Source organism: Nocardia coffeae (assembly GCF_019890715.1).
In the GTDB taxonomy this organism is placed as follows: domain Bacteria; phylum Actinomycetota; class Actinomycetes; order Mycobacteriales; family Mycobacteriaceae; genus Nocardia; species Nocardia jiangxiensis.
On sequence record NZ_JAINZY010000001.1, the window covers coordinates 1393790 to 1410049 of the forward strand.

18 protein-coding genes and 1 tRNA gene are annotated in these 16260 nt (G+C 68.2%); 8 read left to right on the top strand and 11 right to left on the bottom strand.

The annotated features are described in order from the left end of the window. Positions 1-11 precede the first annotated feature (11 nt). Positions 12-944, top strand: coding sequence for a GlxA family transcriptional regulator (locus K7711_RS05945; protein ID WP_222965523.1), 933 nt, complete (start codon positions 12-14; stop codon positions 942-944). Between the two features lie 172 nt (positions 945-1116). On the opposite strand, the gene K7711_RS05950 is transcribed toward K7711_RS05945, so the two are convergent. Next, positions 1117-2040: an RNA polymerase sigma-70 factor gene (locus K7711_RS05950; protein ID WP_222965525.1), complete on the bottom strand. Its 924-nt coding sequence runs from the start codon at positions 2038-2040 to the stop codon at positions 1117-1119. A gap of 163 nt (positions 2041-2203) precedes the next feature. Here K7711_RS05950 and K7711_RS05955 point away from each other — a divergent pair, with 163 nt between their 5' ends. The 4 genes from K7711_RS05955 to K7711_RS05970 all read left to right on the top strand — a co-directional run bounded on the left by K7711_RS05955 (position 2204) and on the right by K7711_RS05970 (position 5258). Continuing rightward, positions 2204-2689 carry a carboxymuconolactone decarboxylase family protein gene (locus K7711_RS05955; protein WP_222965526.1) on the top strand — a complete coding sequence of 162 codons (486 nt, stop codon included), beginning with the start codon at positions 2204-2206 and terminating at the stop codon, positions 2687-2689. Between the two features lie 82 nt (positions 2690-2771). After that, positions 2772-3407 (top strand): LysE family translocator, encoded by a 636-nt coding sequence (locus K7711_RS05960; RefSeq protein WP_222965529.1) that lies wholly within the window; start codon positions 2772-2774, stop codon positions 3405-3407. A 183-nt stretch (positions 3408-3590) separates the two neighbouring features. Continuing rightward, a complete protein-coding gene (locus K7711_RS05965) occupies positions 3591-4007 on the top strand; it encodes a hypothetical protein (RefSeq protein ID WP_222965531.1) in 417 nt (138 codons plus the stop codon). Positions 4008-4055: 48 nt separating this feature from the next. Next, positions 4056-5258: a cytochrome P450 gene (locus K7711_RS05970; RefSeq protein WP_222965533.1), complete on the top strand. Its 1203-nt coding sequence runs from the start codon at positions 4056-4058 to the stop codon at positions 5256-5258. 24 nt (positions 5259-5282) lie between these two features. On the opposite strand, the gene K7711_RS05975 is transcribed toward K7711_RS05970, so the two are convergent. Then, on the bottom strand, positions 5283-5507 hold the full coding sequence (locus tag K7711_RS05975) for a hypothetical protein (RefSeq protein ID WP_235746578.1): 225 nt from the start codon (positions 5505-5507) through the stop codon (positions 5283-5285). Between K7711_RS05975 and K7711_RS05980 the strand changes: the two genes are divergently transcribed. Further along, a complete protein-coding gene (locus K7711_RS05980) occupies positions 5497-5865 on the top strand; it encodes a hypothetical protein (RefSeq protein WP_235746579.1) in 369 nt (122 codons plus the stop codon). The two genes, K7711_RS05975 and K7711_RS05980, sit on opposite strands and share 11 nt — an antisense overlap. Before the next feature lie 26 nt (positions 5866-5891). Beyond that, positions 5892-6092, top strand: coding sequence for a DUF6374 family protein (locus K7711_RS05985; protein WP_222965537.1), 201 nt, complete (start codon positions 5892-5894; stop codon positions 6090-6092). A gap of 50 nt (positions 6093-6142) precedes the next feature. On the opposite strand, the gene K7711_RS05990 is transcribed toward K7711_RS05985, so the two are convergent. The 3 genes from K7711_RS05990 to K7711_RS06000 form a co-directional block, all read right to left on the bottom strand. Then, positions 6143-6233 (bottom strand) — tRNA-Ser (locus K7711_RS05990). Between the two features lie 78 nt (positions 6234-6311). Next, on the bottom strand, positions 6312-6764 hold the full coding sequence (locus tag K7711_RS05995) for a nucleoside deaminase (protein WP_040829780.1): 453 nt from the start codon (positions 6762-6764) through the stop codon (positions 6312-6314). Positions 6765-6781: 17 nt separating this feature from the next. After that, a complete protein-coding gene (locus K7711_RS06000) occupies positions 6782-7321 on the bottom strand; it encodes a tRNA adenosine deaminase-associated protein (protein ID WP_040829762.1) in 540 nt (179 codons plus the stop codon). A 58-nt stretch (positions 7322-7379) separates the two neighbouring features. On the opposite strand from K7711_RS06000, the gene K7711_RS06005 reads away from it, so the two are divergent. Beyond that, positions 7380-8330, top strand: coding sequence for a prephenate dehydrogenase (locus K7711_RS06005; protein ID WP_308014486.1), 951 nt, complete (start codon positions 7380-7382; stop codon positions 8328-8330). Positions 8331-8353: 23 nt separating this feature from the next. Here the strand turns inward: K7711_RS06005 and K7711_RS06010 are convergent, their stop codons facing one another. The 6 genes from K7711_RS06010 to K7711_RS06035 form a co-directional block, all read right to left on the bottom strand. Beyond that, complete coding sequence (locus tag K7711_RS06010) at positions 8354-8992, bottom strand: putative glycolipid-binding domain-containing protein (protein ID WP_222965541.1); 639 nt, start codon at positions 8990-8992, stop codon at positions 8354-8356. A 108-nt stretch (positions 8993-9100) separates the two neighbouring features. Then, entirely contained in the window at positions 9101-11071 is a 1971-nt protein-coding gene (locus K7711_RS06015; RefSeq protein ID WP_222965543.1) for an ABC transporter ATP-binding protein, read from the bottom strand. Positions 11072-11254: 183 nt separating this feature from the next. Next, entirely contained in the window at positions 11255-13102 is a 1848-nt protein-coding gene (locus K7711_RS06020; protein ID WP_235746580.1) for an ABC transporter ATP-binding protein, read from the bottom strand. Positions 13103-13373: 271 nt separating this feature from the next. Further along, positions 13374-14327: a DUF998 domain-containing protein gene (locus K7711_RS06025; RefSeq protein WP_308014487.1), complete on the bottom strand. Its 954-nt coding sequence runs from the start codon at positions 14325-14327 to the stop codon at positions 13374-13376. 69 nt (positions 14328-14396) lie between these two features. After that, a complete protein-coding gene (locus K7711_RS06030; RefSeq protein ID WP_222965547.1) occupies positions 14397-14813 on the bottom strand; it encodes a very short patch repair endonuclease in 417 nt (138 codons plus the stop codon). 18 nt (positions 14814-14831) lie between these two features. Next, positions 14832-15974: a DNA cytosine methyltransferase gene (locus tag K7711_RS06035; protein ID WP_222966742.1), complete on the bottom strand. Its 1143-nt coding sequence runs from the start codon at positions 15972-15974 to the stop codon at positions 14832-14834. Between the last annotated feature and the right edge of the window lie 286 nt (positions 15975-16260).

Consider the following 16260-nt stretch of genomic DNA (forward strand, 5'->3'; position numbering starts at 1 on the left):
AGGATATTGCCATGGCTGTGCATCGAGTCGCGGTGCTGGCGTTGGACGGGGTCACGCCGCTGGACCTGTCGATTCCGGCGCAGATCTTCAGCGCCAGGTCGGAGACGCCCTACGAGATGACGCTGTGCGCTCTCACGCCGACGGTGCGCACGAGCGTGGGTTTCACCGTGGCCGCCGCGGGAGGTCCCGCGCAGGTGCGCGCCGCCGACACCGTGATCGTGCCGGGCTGCGAACCACCCGGCCGCCCGCCCGAGGCCGCGATCGAGGTGTTGGCGCAGGTCCGTGATCAGGGCAAACGCATGGTATCGATCTGCACCGGGGCGTTCGCGCTGGCCGCCGCGGGCATCCTGGACGGGCTGCGCGCCACCACCCACTGGCAGTACATCGACGATTTCGAACAGGACTTCCCGGCAGTGCGGGTCGAGCGCGACGTGCTGTACGTCGACGAGGGCGAAGTGCTCAGTTCCGCCGGTGTGTGCTGCGGTATCGACCTGTGCCTGCACATCGTGCGTCGCGATCTCGGCGCGGTGACGGCCAATCGGATCGCTCGCGGCGTGGTGGCCGCACCGCATCGTGAAGGCGGTCAGGCCCAGTACGTCCCCGCACCCGTTCCGGTGGCCGGTGAGACGTCGCTGTCCGATACTCGCGGCTGGGCCTTGCAACGTCTCGGCGAACCGCTCACCCTGCGGCTGCTCGCCCGGCACGCGGGTGTCTCACGACGCACCCTCATGCGCCGTTTCGCCGAGGAGACCGGTACGACCCCGCTGCAATGGCTGCTCAACGCCCGCCTCGGCCGAGCCCGCGAACTCCTGGAGACCACCGATCACCCGATCGATCACATCGCCCGCGACTGCGGCCTGGGCACCGCCGCCAATCTGCGCCTGCACTTCCGCCGCGCCCTCGGCACCACCCCCACCGCCTACCGCCGCACCTTCACACGCTAGCCGAAGACGCGCTGCCACAATATATTTCGCCTCGCAAGAAGTGATCAACCCCTGGGAATTTCCGAGGCGAACACCGGTCGGGCTTCGACCCGTCACTCTGGATCCGGCTCGTCACGAGACCGACCACACTCGCCTCCGCGCATCCCGAATCGAAGGTGCGCCAGGTCCGATCTCAGCGATGCAGGGCGGTTTCGTGCTGTAGGCGCGCGAGCTTGCCGGGGTTGCGCACGGAATAGAGGCCGGTGATGAGGCCGTCGTCCAGGCGCAGCGCCAGGACGGTGTCGATCCGGCCATCGATGCGCAGCAGGAGTGCCGGGTGGCCGTTGACGTGGGCCGGTTCGGATGCTCGGGCGGCCAGATTGCCCAGTCCGGCGGCAAGCACGGCGGTGACCGCTTCAGCTCCGAGGATGGGAGACAGCGCGGCTCGGGCGACACCGCCGCCGTCACCGAGGAATACGACGTCGGGAGCGAGGATGTCGAGCAGGTGTTGCAGGTCGCCGGTGTCGACCGCGCGCTGGAAGGCCGCGAGCGCGGCCCGGGTGTCCGCGGCGGATACGTTTCCGCGCGGGCGGCGGGCCGCGACGTGCGAGCGGGCCCGGTAGGCGAGCTGGCGGACCGCGGTCGGGGTCTTGTCCACGGCCTCGGCGATCTCCTCGTAGTCCAGATCGAACACCTCGCGCAGCACGAAGACCGCCCGCTCGATCGGCAGCAGCGTTTCCAGGACCAGCAGCATCGCCATCGAGACGTGTTCGGCCAGTTCGACATCCTCGGCGACATCGGGTGTGGTGAGCAGGGGTTCGGGCAGCCAGGGGCCGACGTAGGACTCCTTGCGGCGGCCGAGCGTGCGCAGCCGGTCCAGGGCCCGGCGGGTGGTGATCCGGATCAGATATGCGCGCTGGTCCCGGACGGTGTCGAGGTCGACGCCGGTCCACCGCAGCCAGGTCTCCTGTAGGACGTCTTCGGCGTCGGCGGCCGAGCCGAGCAGTTCGTAGGCGACGGTGAACAGCAGATTGCGATGTGCGACAAAGGTTTCGGTGGCCATGCCCGGGCGGCGGCCGCTGGGATCGGGCGATGTGGTGCGCGTCGTGTCTGCCATGGCTGCTGCTTTCTCTGGACGGTCTCCCCCATCCGACGCCGGTCACCACCGCGCCGTAACAGGAAATCGGCGTGGTCCACCTCACACCGCGACGCCGTTATGCCGTCCGGCCGGTCGCCGTCTTGTGGTCGTCCAATCCGACACCGCAAGTGAGGAACATCCGATGGAACCCCGTTTCGACCTGAATGCCAACCCGCTCGGCGCCGAGATCGGCAAGCGCTTCGCCAACACCAGCGCGTCGATCATGCGGTCGCCGCTGCCGAAATCCCTGATCGAACTGGTCGAACTGCGCGCCAGTCAGATCAACGGCTGCGGCTACTGCGTCGACGCCCACGCCAAGGAGCTGGCCGCCGGCGGTGAGCCCGCCGTGCGAATCAACCTGGTCGCCGCCTGGCGCGAGGCCACGGTGTTCACCGAGGCCGAGCAGGCCGCGCTGGCCCTGGCCGAGGAGGGCACCCGGATGGCCGATGCCGACCACGGTGTCAGCGACGACACCTGGGCCCTGGTGCGCGAGCACTTCGACGACGACCAGATCGCCGCACTGGTCTACCTGGTCGCCATGATCAACGCCGCCAACCGGCTGTTGGTGATCACCCGGACCAAGGGCGGCTCCTATCAACCGGGAACCTTCGCCGCCGCGGCGAACTGACCCCGCGCGGCTCCCGCCGACACCGTTCGGCCGCACCGGATTCCGCCGCGGAGTCCGGTCGGCCGCGGCTACGCTCCTGAAGATGGTTCCGCTGTCGCATATCGCCGCCTTCGCGGTCGCCGCCTCGATCCTGATCATCATTCCCGGCCCCAATGTGCTGTTCGCCATCGGCCGGGCGCTGAGTCTGGGCCTGCGGTCCGCGGTTCTGTCGGTCGCCGGTGGTGTGAGCGGATCGTTCGTGCCGCTGGTCGCGGTGTCGTTCGGTCTGGGCGCGGTGCTGATGGCCTCGGCGATGATCTTCCTGATCGTGAAGGTCGTCGGGGCCGCGTATCTGATCTACCTGGGTGTCACGACGATCCGGCAGCGCAAGAAGCTCGCCGCGGCACTGCAATCGAAGGTCCCGAGCGCCGACGGCCGCCGGGTGTTCCGGCAGGGATTCGTCGTCGGGGCCACCAATCCCAAGACGATCGTGTTCTTCGCCGCCGTCCTCCCGCAGTTCGCGGAACCGAGCCGAGGGGCACTGCCCGCGCAGCTGCTGACTCTGGGCGCGATATTTCTTGCGATCCAAGCGCTTTCGGACGGCACCTGGGCACTGCTGGCGGCAACGGCGCGCTCCTGGTTCGCCCGTTCGCCCCGTCGCCTCGAAACCATCGGCAGCACAGGCGGATTGATGATCATCGGGGTCGGCGCCGGGATGGCATTGACCGGCACGAACTAGTTCGGGTCTCCAGCTCTACGGTGGTCGACGAACCCGGTTTCCGAGTCCGCGCCGTCGAGTGGTGTTGCGCTTCTGCGGCTTTCCTCCGATGTATAGGCGTCCAGACAGTACGGGCTGCTCACCGCCACCACGGTGCGAGGCCCATACCTGTTCGCAATGGCAGGTTTTCGTGAGGAGCAACAGATGATGAAGTCCAAGTTCGGCCGCGCCGGGGCACTGTTCAGCGGAGTTGCGTTGACAGCTGCGGCAGTTGCGATGTCGACGGGCACGGCTTCGGCGAACGGGAACGGCGGATGCGGCGGCCCGGGGTTCTCCCACGTGTGCATCAGCGAGGATGGCGACACCCTCAACTACACCGGGTACACCGATTTCGCCAACGGCGCGACGGGTACCGTTCACCTGTGGCTGTGGGACTACACCGAAAAGCCCGGTGGTGTACGGGTTTTCATGACCGACTTCCCCGCGGCAACCGGTCCGCACTACTACCGGCCGGGCGGTCTGGCCAATCCGACTCCGGGCCACGATTACAAGGCCGAGATGCGCGTGCAGTGGGGCAACGTGAAGACCGACACCTACCTGAGCCCCGATAAGTTCGCCTGATCCGAAAAGACCTTCGCCGCAACGCTACCCGGAAGACCAGGAGTTTCCATGCCGACGATTCCGTCCAGCGACGTCGACCTCTACACCGAGCAGGCGCGCATCGACCCGTATCCGATCTACGCGCAGCTGCGGGAGCTCGGTCCGGTGGTGTACCTGTCCCAATACGACCTCTACGCGCTGCCGCGCTACGACGAGGTGCGTGCGGCGTCGACCGACTGGCGGACGTTCTCCTCCGCGCGCGGGGTTTTCGTGGATCCGGCGGTGAACGCCCAGCTCGAAGGGATCACCCTGTGCAGCGATCCGCCCGAGCACACGGCGCTGCGCTCGGTGCTGGGCCGCCCGCTGCGCCAGGACCGGATGCGCGAGGTCACGCCGCGGATCGAGGCGGAAGCCGACCGCGTCGTCGGTGAGCTGGTCGAGCGGGGCCGGTTCGAGGTCGTCACCGACCTGGCCGAACACCTGCCGATGACCGTAGTCTCCGATCTGGTCGGACTGCCCGAGCATGCGCGCGCCAAGATGCTGGACTGGGCCGCGGCGATCTGGGACACCCAGGGACCGGCCGACGATCGTGCCGCCGCGGCGACGCCGATCGTCGGGGAATTCCTCGATTTCGCCGTCAACGACGCGGTCCCCGGCAAGATCGACCCCGACGGCTGGGCCGCGCACCTGTACCAGGCCGCCGACCGCGGCGAGATCCCGCGCGAGAAGTGCCCGGTGGTGATGCTCGACTACATCACCCCGAGCCTGGACACGACCATTCTCGCGATCACCAACGCGATCGCGCTGTTCGCCGAGCACCCGGACCAGTGGGATCTGCTGCGGGCGGACCGATCACTGATCCCGCACGCGATCAACGAATCGCTGCGGCTGGAATCCCCTGTGCCCCAGTTCAGCCGGGTACTCACCGACGACCACGAGATCGGCGGCGTCGCGCTGCCCGCCGGCGCACGAGTCGCACTGCTGTACGCGTCGGCCAACCGCGACGAACGGCACTACCCCGATCCGACCCGCTTCGACATCACCAGACGCCCCGCCGACCACCTCGCCTTCGGCCGCGGTGAGCACGTCTGCGTCGGCATGCACCTGGCCCGCCTCGAAATGGGCGTCCTGCTGGAACGATTGGCCGACCGAGTGACCCGCTTCCACATCCGCGACTCCCGCCCCCTGATCAACAACGGTCTGCGCGGGCTGGACCGCCTCGAAGTCGACATCGAATCGGTGCGCGAGCACGGCCGGGAGCTGGTGCGATAAAACATACGACCTCGTCGCGGCGACCTACGCCACACTCCGCGGGTCGGCTCGCAGCTCGAGGTCGGACATGTCGAGTACGAAGCGATAGCGGACATCGTTGCGCGCCAGGCGATCCAGCGCCTGGTTGACCTGTGCGGAGGGGAGGAGTTCGATATCGGCGGTGATGTCGTGGCGGGCGCAGAAGTCCAGCAGCGCCGCGGTCGCGGGGCGGCCGCCGCTGCCTGCCGAACTCAGTTTCTTGCGTCCCACGAGCAACTGGGCCGTGCGGCTGTACGACGAATATCTGCGTCGCCCCGATCTCATCCGGCTGGCCACCTGGGCGCGCCTCGAACGCCGCCCCGCCGGACATCTGGTCGAGGAGACCGACCGCATGGACCACGACAAGCTGCGCGCGATCGCCGAGGCCCAGGCCGCGGGGCTGATCCGCTCCGGCGACCCGTTCGACCTGATGGCCGTGGTCATCGCGATGTCGATGGCCTGGTCCCCGGTCAGCAACGTCTACTCCGCCACCGCCGACGAATCCGCCGAACTACACGACCGCCGCCGCGCCCTGCTGCACGAATCCGTCACCCGCGCCATGACACCCGAGAAGAAACACTCGAACTAATGTTCGAATACCGGTAGAGTGTGCCCATGCCACTCGACCGCCACATCCAGTTCGCGCAGCTGTGGTTGGAGCAGGTCCGCGACCACCTGGCCGACGCCGCCGCCACCAGCACACCCGTCCCGCCCGAACAACTGAACATCATGTCCGGCAAGGTCGCCGCCGGGCTACAGATCCTCGCCGAGGCCGCCGGTGAGGCCGCGCGAACCGGTCCCGCGTCCGCGGCCTAGCGCTGCACAAAGAAAAAGCCCCCCACCTGGTAATTCAGGTGAGAGGCTCTTGGCGGTGGCGGAGGGATTTGAACCCTCGGAGGGGGGTTACCCCTCACACGCTTTCGAGGCGTGCTCCTTAGGCCGCTCGGACACGCCACCGCAGGTGACTTTACCGGAACACCCCGCCGATCCCGAAATCGACAGGTTCACCCCGCTCGGAGCGCCGCCCGCCGGTCGTCAACGCTGCTGTCGGAAGAACTCGTCGAGCATTGCGGCGCAATCGGATTCGAGGACTCCGCCACGGACCTCGGGGCGGTGGTTGAGGCGGCGGTCACGCACGACGTCCCACAGCGAGCCGACCGCGCCGGTCTTCGGCTCCCAGGCGCCGAAGACCAGACGCCGGACGCGAGCCAGTACGAGTGCGCCCGCACACATGGTGCAGGGCTCCAGGGTGACCGCCAGGGTCGCGCCCTCGAGTCGCCAGCTGTCGCCGACAACCGCGGCGGCGGCACGCAACGCCAGCACCTCGGCGTGGGCGGTGGGGTCGCCCAGCGCCTCGCGGGCGTTGGCGGCGCGCGCCAGCTCCCGGCCGGACGCGTCGAACACCACCGCGCCGACGGGGACGTCACGCGGATCGGCATCGCGCGCCGCGGACAGGGCCGCGCGGATCAACTCCTCGTCGGCGCGCACATCCCGGGACGGCACCCTCAGCGCGGCAGCTTGTCCAGAACCGCGGACAGCTCGTTGGCGAAACCGAGCCGCTGGGCGATCATGCCGAGCTGCTCGTCCGGGTACAGATCGCTCTCGGCGAGGATCACGCTGAGCACCGGTTCGGGCAGGCCCAGATCCGACAACACGCCGAGATCGCCCTCCTCCCAAGGCTCTACGTCGTCGAGATCATCCGGATCGATATCGGGAATCTCGACGTTCAGGGCCTCGAGCACATCGGCGGCGATGTCGTAGTCGATCGCCGCGGTGGCATCGGAAATGAGTAGACGAGAACCGGTGGGTGCGGGCCGCAGCACGATGAAGAACTCATCGTCTATATCCAGCAATCCGAATACCGCGCCGGTGCTGCGCAGCTCGCGCAACTCGTCCTCGGCCTCGGCCAGGGAATGCAGTGCCGCGGAACTGAGCGGACTGCACCGCCAGGTGCTTTCTTCGCGGACAACCGCTACTGCGAACCCTTCCACGTCGTCGTAATCGTCCGACGTCGCCCTGTTCGTGCTCGAGCGCTGTGCTGCCATGGCCGCAACGGTAGTCCGCTTCGGCTCAAATGTTGAAGTCGTATGCGAATCTGGTTCGGTGACCCTCGAGCCGAAATCCGCGATATGTGTGCTGGGAACGGGTTTGATCGGCGGTTCCGTGCTTCGCGCGGCCGTCGCGACCGGATACGAGGCGTGGGCGTACAACCGCTCCCACACCGGCGTGCGAGCCGCGCGGGCCGACGGATTCGACGTCTCCGACGATATCGAGACCGTATTGCGCCGCGCCGCGGCCGATGACGCGTTGCTCGTGATCGGCGTGCCCATGCCCGCCCTGGATTCGATCCTGTCCGATGTGCGGCTTTTCGCCCCCCGCTGCGCACTGACCGATGTGGTGAGCGTGAAAGCGCCCGTCGCCGAAGCGGTTCACCGGTACGAACTCGGCGCACGGTACGTCGGCGGGCATCCGATGGCAGGGACCTCCGAATCCGGCTGGGCCGCATCGACTCCCGACCTGTTCCGAGACGCGGCATGGGCGGTCGGCGTGGATCCGGGCACGCATGCGCAGACCTGGTCGCGGGTAGCGCAATTGGCGCTGGACTGCGGTGCGGACGTCGTGCCGGTGCTCGCCGAAGAACACGATCGCGCGGTCGCGCGCATCTCGCACCTACCGCACGTGCTGGCCGAGGCGCTGGCCGTGGCCGGTGCGGGCGGCGGCGATCTGGCGCTGGGTCTGGCCGCGGGTTCGTTCCGCGACGGCACCCGTGTGGCGGGCACCGCGGCCGATCTGGTCCGCGCCATCTGCGAACCGAACGCCACGGCCCTGCTGGACGCCCTGGACGACACCCTGCGCCTGCTCACCGCCGCCCGCACCAGCCTCGCCGCCGAGGGCACCCTCGGTGAACTGATCGACGCCGGATACAGCGAACGCATCCGTTACCAGGACCTGGAACGCTGGGAGATCACCGATATCCGCCCCGGCGATCAGGATTGGCTCGGCCGCCTGCACGAGGCGGGTCAGCGCGGCGGAGTGATCCGCAGCCTGGACTGAAGTGCCTCAGGTCTCGGCCGGGCTCAGATCCGTTCGGCCAGGCCCGGATAGTCGAGCACGAATCCGTCCGGATCGACGGTGAGGGTGGCGCTGGACACCGGGGACAGCACGTGGATGCCGTCCGAACCGGCGGAGTAGGTCAGGCTCGCTTCCTGGACCAGCAGCTCCGGCAGGCGGACGTAGACGACCGGAACCTCGACGTCGCCGATGGAGCGGGCCAGGGCGTGGCGGCGGATCGGGAGGGTGTTGAAGAACGGGCTGAGCACCACGTCGACGTCCATCGCCCCGGCGAAGGTGGAGCGCACATGGGTGCCGCCGGTGTCGATGAGCCAGTAGTTCTCCTGGTCACGAGCGATCGAGGCGTGCTGTTCGCCCGCGGCGACGGTGCTGCGCAGCGACAGGCGTTTGGTCGCGCCGTTCTCGTCGGTGATCAGGTCGTAGGACGCGCTGAAGGCCGGATGATCGGCGCATTCGCCGCCGGTGATCCGACCCGAGGCGCGAATCCGATTGCCGGTCACCACGACCCGCACCGACTCCATCCGGCTGCCGTTGTGCGCGCGCCAGGTCAGAATCGCGGGCCATCGCGATACGGTCGGCTGCGCATCCGCGCCGGCGCCGCTCGCCGGGGCGGCCTGCGAATTGCCCTGGGCTGGATTGCTCACCCCTATACCGTAGGCGACTGCGGACGCCTTACCACCCCGGCAGGCGATGCGGGGACCGGATATCGCACTGTCGGGGCGGTGTGGGGGCGGTATGCGGGCAGTCCGGACTCAGACCAGGGATTCGCGCCAGGCGGTGTGCAGGGTGGCGAAATGGCCGGTTCCGGCCATCAGGTCCGCGGGCGTGCCGTCCTCGATGACGCGGCCGGAATCCAGGACCAGGACCCGGTCGGCGATCGCGACGGTGGACAGCCGGTGGGCGATGATGACCGCGGTCCGGTCGCGCAGCACGGTCTCCAGAGCGTGCTGCACCTGACGCTCGCCGGGGATGTCCAGGCTGGAGGTGGCCTCGTCCAGGACGATCACCGCCGGATCGGCGAGGAACACCCGGGCGAAGGCGACCAGCTGACGTTGCCCGGCCGACAGCCGTCCACCGCGTTTGCGCACGTCGGTGGCGAACCCCTCGGGCAGCGACATCGCGAAGTCGTGGAACCCGACCGCGCGGGCGGCCGCGTGCACCTCCGCATCGGTGGCCTCGGGTTTGCCCAGCCGGATGTTGTCGGCGACCGAACCGGAGAACAGATAGGACTCCTGGGTCACCATGGTCACCACCCGGCGCAGCCGCACATCGGAGATCTCGCGCAGATCGACGCCGTCGAGCAGCACACTGCCCCGGGACGGGTCGTAGAACCGCGCGACGAGTTTGGCCAGCGTCGACTTCCCGGCCCCGGTCGCGCCGACCAGCGCCACGATCTGCCCGGCCGGAACGGTCAGCGAGAACGTCGGCAGCACGGGGATCGGTTGCCCCTGGCTTTCCTCGGCCTGGGTTCTGCGCGCCGGATATTCGAAACCGACGTTCTCGAAACGCAATTCACCACGCGGGCGGTCCAGTGCTCGCGGTTGCGCGGGTTCGGGCACGCTCGGCTGTTCCTCGAGCACGCCGGAAACGCGCTCCAGCGCGGCCGCCGCGGACTGATAGGAATTGAACACCTGCGCGAGTTCGTCCACCGGGCCGTAGAACTGCCGCAGATACAGCAGGAATGCCGCGAGAACGCCGATCTGGGTGTGGCCGTGGATAACTCGCCACGCACCGAATACCAGGATCAGCACGGTGGTGACGTTCTGGATCAGCCGCGCCCAGCCGATATAGGTCGCCATTCCGCGCAACGCACTGGTATTCGCCGCACCGTAGATCGAATCCTCCTGCTCCAGCAGGGTCTCGTTGCGCTCCTCGCGCCGAAATGCCTGCACCGCACGGATTCCCGCCATCACCTCCACGAAATGCACCACGACCTTGGCGATCGCGCCCCGCGTGCGCCGATAGCCCGCGCGCTGATGCCGCTGCGCCCACCGCGTGACGTACACCAGCGGAACGAATCCGGCCAGCACCACCAGCGCCAGCGGAACATCCAGCCAGACCAGTACGACCGCGATGGTCAGCACCGACAGCACCGCACTGAGCGCATCGTCGATCGCCCGGTCGAGCAGATCCTCCAGCGATTCCAGATCGCTGGTCAGCCGCGCGACGATCTTGCCGGAGGTGTAGTTCTCGTGGAACGCGATCGAGAGCCGCTGCACATGCTCGAACACCCGCATCCGCAGATCGAACAGCACGTTCTGGCTCAGCCGCCCGGATATCCGCACGAAGGCGAAGGTCGTGATCCCGCCCAGCAGCGCACAGCCGGTCACCCCGGCCACCGCCAGCAGCAGCGGAATCCAGTTCCCGCCCAGTGCGTTACGCACTCCAGAATCGAGTCCGCGCGCGACGAACAACGGCACCGCCACCATCGTCGCGTTGTCCACGATCACCAGCAGCACCGCGGCCACGGCCCACACCCGATACGGCCGAACCAGCGACCACAGCAGCCGCCGTGACCGAGCCGCCAGCGCGAGATTCACCTCCTCGGTGGCCTCGGCCTCCTCGGCTGCGACACCGCGCCAACCGTACTCCTCGGTACGCTCGGAACCTGTTGTGGCAGTGCCGGAATCGGAGCCGACCTGCGTGGCCCGATCCGAACCCGCAGCGGCGGAGGAAGAATCGCCATCCGTTCCCGACGCTCCATTCCTGGAATCCGAAGCCATTGTGGCAGTCGATGAGTCCTGCGCGGGCACGCCATGGTCGGCCGAACCGGTCGCGGCGGTGAGCGCATCCGGGATCGACTCCGTCGTCAGTGCCTGCCCGGGTCTATTCGGTTGTGAATGTTGTTGGTTATCACAATCTTCCGACATCTTTACTTCCTGTCGAGCAAGTTGCGGAGTTCGGGATCATCGGGCGGGAGCCGGGGTTGCGTCCTCGGTGATCTCGCCGCCCATCAGTTCGCGATAGCGGGGGCAGGTGTCCAGGAGTTCCTCGTGCGGACCGTCGGCGATGATCTCGCCGCCGTCCAGCACCGCGACCCGGTCGGCCCAGGCGGCCGTGGAGGGCCGGTGCGCCACCAGCAGGACCGTGGCGCCGGACAGAGCCGCGCGCAGGCGGTCCTGGACCTGTTTCTCGGTGGTGACGTCCAGCGCCGAGAGCGGATCGTCCAGCACGACGACGTGGCCGCCCGGATGCCGCTGCCGGGCCAGTACCGCGCGGGCCAGCGCCAACCGCTGACGCTGCCCACCGGACAGGCTCAACCCCTGCTCCCCGATGCGGGTGCGCAGACCCCACGGCAGCGCGTCCACGAAACCGTCCGCACAGGCGACCTCGAGCGCGGCACGGACCTGCGAGTCGGTGGCCTCGGGATAGCCGAGGGTGATGTTCTCCCGCACGCTTGCCGAGAACAGCACCGGATCCTCGAACGCGACCGACACCATCGACCGCAGATCCGCCAGACGGAGCGCACGGACATCGATGTCGTCGATCCGCACCGCCCCCTCGGACACGTCGAACAGGCGCGGAACCAGCCCCAGCAGCGCGGATTTGCCGCTGCCGGTGGCGCCGACCACCGCCACCGTCTCGCCCGGACGTAGCCGCAGCGAAATCCGGTGCAGCAGATCGCGTTCGGCATCGGGAAAGCGGAATCGAAGGTTGTCGAAACACAATTCACCCAGCAGTTCGGTGGGCCGGGCCGCCGGTTCGGCCGGATCGGCGATCTCGACCGGGGTGTCGATCACCTCCCAGTACCGCTCGGCCGCCGTGCGAGCATGCTCCAATTCCGCCAGCAGGAAGCCGAATCCCATGATCGGCCACTGCAGATAGGTCGTGAGCGTGATGCCCGCGATCAGCGCGCCCAGCGACATCGCGTGCTCGGCGAGCAGATATCCGCCGATGGCCAGCGCCGCCGCGATTCCCAACGCGGACAGCACGTTCAATGCCGTCCACAATGTCGCGGCCAGCCGCACCTTCGCCAGCTCGAGTGTGCGCAGTTCGCGGGACTGCCGCCGGAACCGCGCACCGAACCACGGTCCGCGCCCGAATGCCTTGAGCACCCGGATACCCTGCGCCGACTCCTCCACGATGGTCGCCAGATCACCGGATTTGTCCTGCGCCCGCCGCGAGGCGAGGCCGTAGCCGCGCTCGAACCGCAACGCCAGGATCACCAGTGGCACCTCGATCACCAGTTCCACCAGCCCGATCTGCCAGCTGAACACGAACAGCAGACCGATGCCGATCCACAGCGTCGCCCCCAGGGACAGCAGCGAGGGCGCCACGGCGGCGAAAAACCTTCGCAGCGTGGACATATCGGTGATCGCTCGGGAGGTCAGCTGTCCCGACTCCATGCCGTCGTGCACGCCCACCGACAGAATCTGCAAGCGGGCGAACAGGTTCGCGCGCAGATCCACTTCGAGGCGGCTGGCCGGACCCGAGACCATCCAGCGCCGTATCCAGGCCGTCACGGTGCTCACCGCGGCGAGAATCGCGACCAGCAGCAACGGATCCCGGATCGCGCCGAATTCGCGATGCGCGACCGGACCGTCCACGATCCGCCCGGTCAGCACCGGAAGCAGGATGTCGCACAGCATGCCCACCGCGGACAGTGCGGCCGCGACGAACATCGCCCGCCGGTACCAGCGGATCTGCGGCCACAGCCGACGCAGCGAACCCTTGCTCGGATCAGTTTGTGCGACAACCAATTTCGTCGCATCGACATCCCGGCGAGCCGAGTTCTCCGATATGGAAACGGACAAGGCTCCCCCCTTCCTCATCGGCAGATTGCTCGCGCGCGCAGCGAAGGCGTGGTCGCACGCTCCGGGCACGACCTTTCAGGCTGCCAGCAATGCACGCGCGGGCCAACCGATTTTCCGGCCGCCCGACCGGACCGGACACCGCACCCTGCCCGGCGGATTCTCAGGAATTACCAATAAACCCCACGGATCACATACAGGCTGGGCTGGCACCGTGGACTCATGACCACAGTTGCTGAACTCCTGGCCGTGACCGCCATACTGGCCGTCTTCCTCACGATGGCCGCGTCCGGATTCCTGGCCTCCTCGGCTCCCCGTTCGCTGGTCGCGGTGCGGGTGCGCCGGCGCTGACCGTGCGTTCGGCCACGAAGATCTGCACGGCCAGCGCGACCAGCCACAGCGACATGGCCCCCACCTGGATGCGCTGGGCGATGCCGAGGGCGTAGTTCCCCGGCAGATTGTCCGCGACCAGCATCCAGATCGTCACCCCCGATCCGAGAATCAGAATCCACAGCCCGCTGTGCCGCAGAATCGGCCAGCGCCGGTACCGGAACGCCGCCGCGCTGAACGCGATCATCGCGACGAAGATCGACGTCACCGCGAGCGTGCTGGTCAACGCGTGGATCTGATGCAGTTGCGGGAACATGCCGTCGTCCTCGGGCGGGCACGGATCCGGTGTACAGGTGCGCAGCGGCCACTGCGCGTCGGCGATCGTCGACGCCCCGAAACAGGCCAGCGCCACCCACCCGATCGTGGACAACCGCCGCCGCGCGAACGCCACCAGCCCCGCGATCCCCGCAGCCAGCGCCAACGACCCGGTGATCGTGTCCCCCGCGGTGAACACCCACGCATCGACCTTCCCCCGCGCATCCAGCTCACTCAGAAAAGACCGCACCGGATTCGCACCCAGCGGCAACACGAACTCCAGCACCCACGACGAATAGCAAACCCCCGCAACAGCAATCGCCACCGCGATCGCCCACCGCACTCCCCGGCTCCGCCACCACCGCGAAGGATCCGCCGACCCGCCGGTCGCATCCGAGGTCATGGCCTTCGGCCGCTCGAAACAACCGCCCGCGACAACCGTGCCAGATCCGTCCACAGATCCTGTGACATCCGGCGCGAGGGATGCGCACTCGGTGCCGGAATTCGCCCGGCCCGTGCAGTTGCCCGGCCCGGAGAAGACGCTTGCCTGCTCGATGTCATCGCCCTCGATTCCTCGATCCAAGGCACACATACTGGACGGCCGCTACCGGAGTCTCCCCTCGATCATCCCTGATGAACGGGGCAAAAGCCGCTATTGGGAAGTCAGCGCGGCCTGGACTCGGTCGGCGGCACGGATCGGATCCTCGTGTTCCCAGATGCGGACCACCGTCCAACCGGCCGCGGCGAGGCGGGCGTCGGTATCGCGGTCCCGGGCGACGTTTCCGGCCAGTTTCTCGGCCCACCACCGGGCGTTGTTCTTCGGGAAGGTGGCGTGTTCGGGGCAGCGGTGCCAGAAGCAGCCGTCGACGTACACCGCGACGTGAAAGCGCGGAAAGACCAGATCCGCGCGACGGCGCATCCCCGGCAGCGGCGCGCGATCCACGAAGTAGCGGCGGCCGCGCCGGTGCAACTCCTTGCGCAACGCGATCTCCGGCTTGGTGCCGACCCGCCGCTGCCGCGACATCCGGGCGCTGGTCGCCGCGTCGGTCGCGGGTCGCTCCGAACTCATGCGCACACCCCTCGCACGCTAAGCGGCCTCCTGCGGGTATCCGCCCATCCGCAGCAGATGATTCTGCACATCGGCCAGGAAGCCCGGCGGAAAACGCAGCGTCCCGCGTCCGGCCCGGCGCAGGAAGCCCGCGGTGGCGCGCGCGGACAGCAGTTGGGCGTCCTCGAGGAACCAGCGCAGATCCTCGTACGGTTCGTGGATCGGCCACGTCGAGAGCGGCACCCGGTACGCCGTCCCGTTCCGGCCCCAGGCCGCGGTCGGCCAGCGCTGCCCGGACAGCACGCCGTCCTCGGGCATCGCGACACCCGACGGGTCGGCCAGCCGACCGCCCACCCACGTCGCCATCCGCACACTCACCGCATTGCCGACCAGTTTCCAGCGGTGTCCCGGCCGAATCCCCGGCACGGTCAGCGCGGGAGCGGTCCAGTCGCGCGAAAATCCCTGCAGTCGTTCGGCATCGACGATCCCGGGCGTCACGATCTCGCCCGAGGGCAGGCGGACCGCCGGTGGGCTGGCGATCCCCAGTCCCGATCCGCCCTTGAGCGTCGGCACGGCATTGACCGCCCAGCCCAGCCCGCGCACTCCCTCGGTCCAGTAGAAACCGCACGGATCCAGGGCCGGATCGCCGATCTCGTGCGGCCCGGCATCGGCCCCGAACAGCACCGGCCGCGGATCCTCGGTGCGCGAGGCCAGCATCAGCACCCGCAACCGCCGCTGCGGCAGCCCGAACGCCCGCGCATCCACCACCCGGTACGCCCACATGTAGCCGAGTTCCTCGAGGGCGGCGGTGATGTGCCGCATCGCCTGCCCGCGCCCGAGTTGCAGCATGAACGGCACGTTCTCGATCAACAGCCAGCGCGGACCGCGCCGTCGCCGCACCAGCCGGAACACCTCGTCCACCAGACCCGAACGTGCACCGGTGATTCCGGCCGTTCGCCCCGCCTGCGACAGATCCTGACAGGGAAAACCCGCCGCGACCAGCTCTGTTCCGGCCGGCAGCGCACGCAACCGGGTAACGTCCTGGTGCACTTCGACGTCCGCGAAATGCGCCGAAAGCACGGCCCGCGCACCGGAATCGATCTCACAGAGCAATTCGGTGTTCCACCCGTGCGCACCGAGGCCGAGCTCGAGTCCGCCGATCCCGGCGAACAGCCCCACCATCCTCGCGCCAGCCACACCTGCCCTTTCGCCGTGAACCCCGACCGGCATCGAGGCGCCTGGATGAGCAGATTACTCGAGTCCCGTGAGGCGACCTGCGAGCAACTCGTCTTCGCGCCACGGAGACGGAGAACGGGCGGCAACTCCCACGACTGAAGCAGGCCCGGATAGACAACGTTCCAGAGGAACCAAATCTATTGCAGCGCAACGGATCTACCGAAAATCACGATGTATGGTGGTGACACCTCCGGCCGAGGGGCGGTGGACATGGTCCACACACCGCGCCCAG

Excerpts from the sequence above, each read along its gene's own strand:
- K7711_RS06030 (WP_222965547.1), bottom strand. The coding sequence starts at position 14,813 with ATGAGTTCGGAGCGACCCGCGACCGACGCGGCGACCAGCGCCCGGATG.
- K7711_RS05945 (WP_222965523.1), top strand. The coding sequence starts at position 12 with ATGGCTGTGCATCGAGTCGCGGTGCTGGCGTTGGACGGGGTCACGCCG.
- K7711_RS05970 (WP_222965533.1), top strand. The coding sequence starts at position 4,056 with ATGCCGACGATTCCGTCCAGCGACGTCGACCTCTACACCGAGCAGGCG.
- K7711_RS06035 (WP_222966742.1), bottom strand. The coding sequence starts at position 15,974 with ATGGTGGGGCTGTTCGCCGGGATCGGCGGACTCGAGCTCGGCCTCGGT.
- K7711_RS06000 (WP_040829762.1), bottom strand. The coding sequence starts at position 7,321 with ATGGCAGCACAGCGCTCGAGCACGAACAGGGCGACGTCGGACGATTAC.
- K7711_RS05955 (WP_222965526.1), top strand. The coding sequence starts at position 2,204 with ATGGAACCCCGTTTCGACCTGAATGCCAACCCGCTCGGCGCCGAGATC.
- K7711_RS05960 (WP_222965529.1), top strand. The coding sequence starts at position 2,772 with ATGGTTCCGCTGTCGCATATCGCCGCCTTCGCGGTCGCCGCCTCGATC.
- K7711_RS06015 (WP_222965543.1), bottom strand. The coding sequence starts at position 11,071 with ATGGCTTCGGATTCCAGGAATGGAGCGTCGGGAACGGATGGCGATTCT.
- K7711_RS05965 (WP_222965531.1), top strand. The coding sequence starts at position 3,591 with ATGATGAAGTCCAAGTTCGGCCGCGCCGGGGCACTGTTCAGCGGAGTT.
- K7711_RS05950 (WP_222965525.1), bottom strand. The coding sequence starts at position 2,040 with ATGGCAGACACGACGCGCACCACATCGCCCGATCCCAGCGGCCGCCGC.
- K7711_RS05985 (WP_222965537.1), top strand. The coding sequence starts at position 5,892 with ATGCCACTCGACCGCCACATCCAGTTCGCGCAGCTGTGGTTGGAGCAG.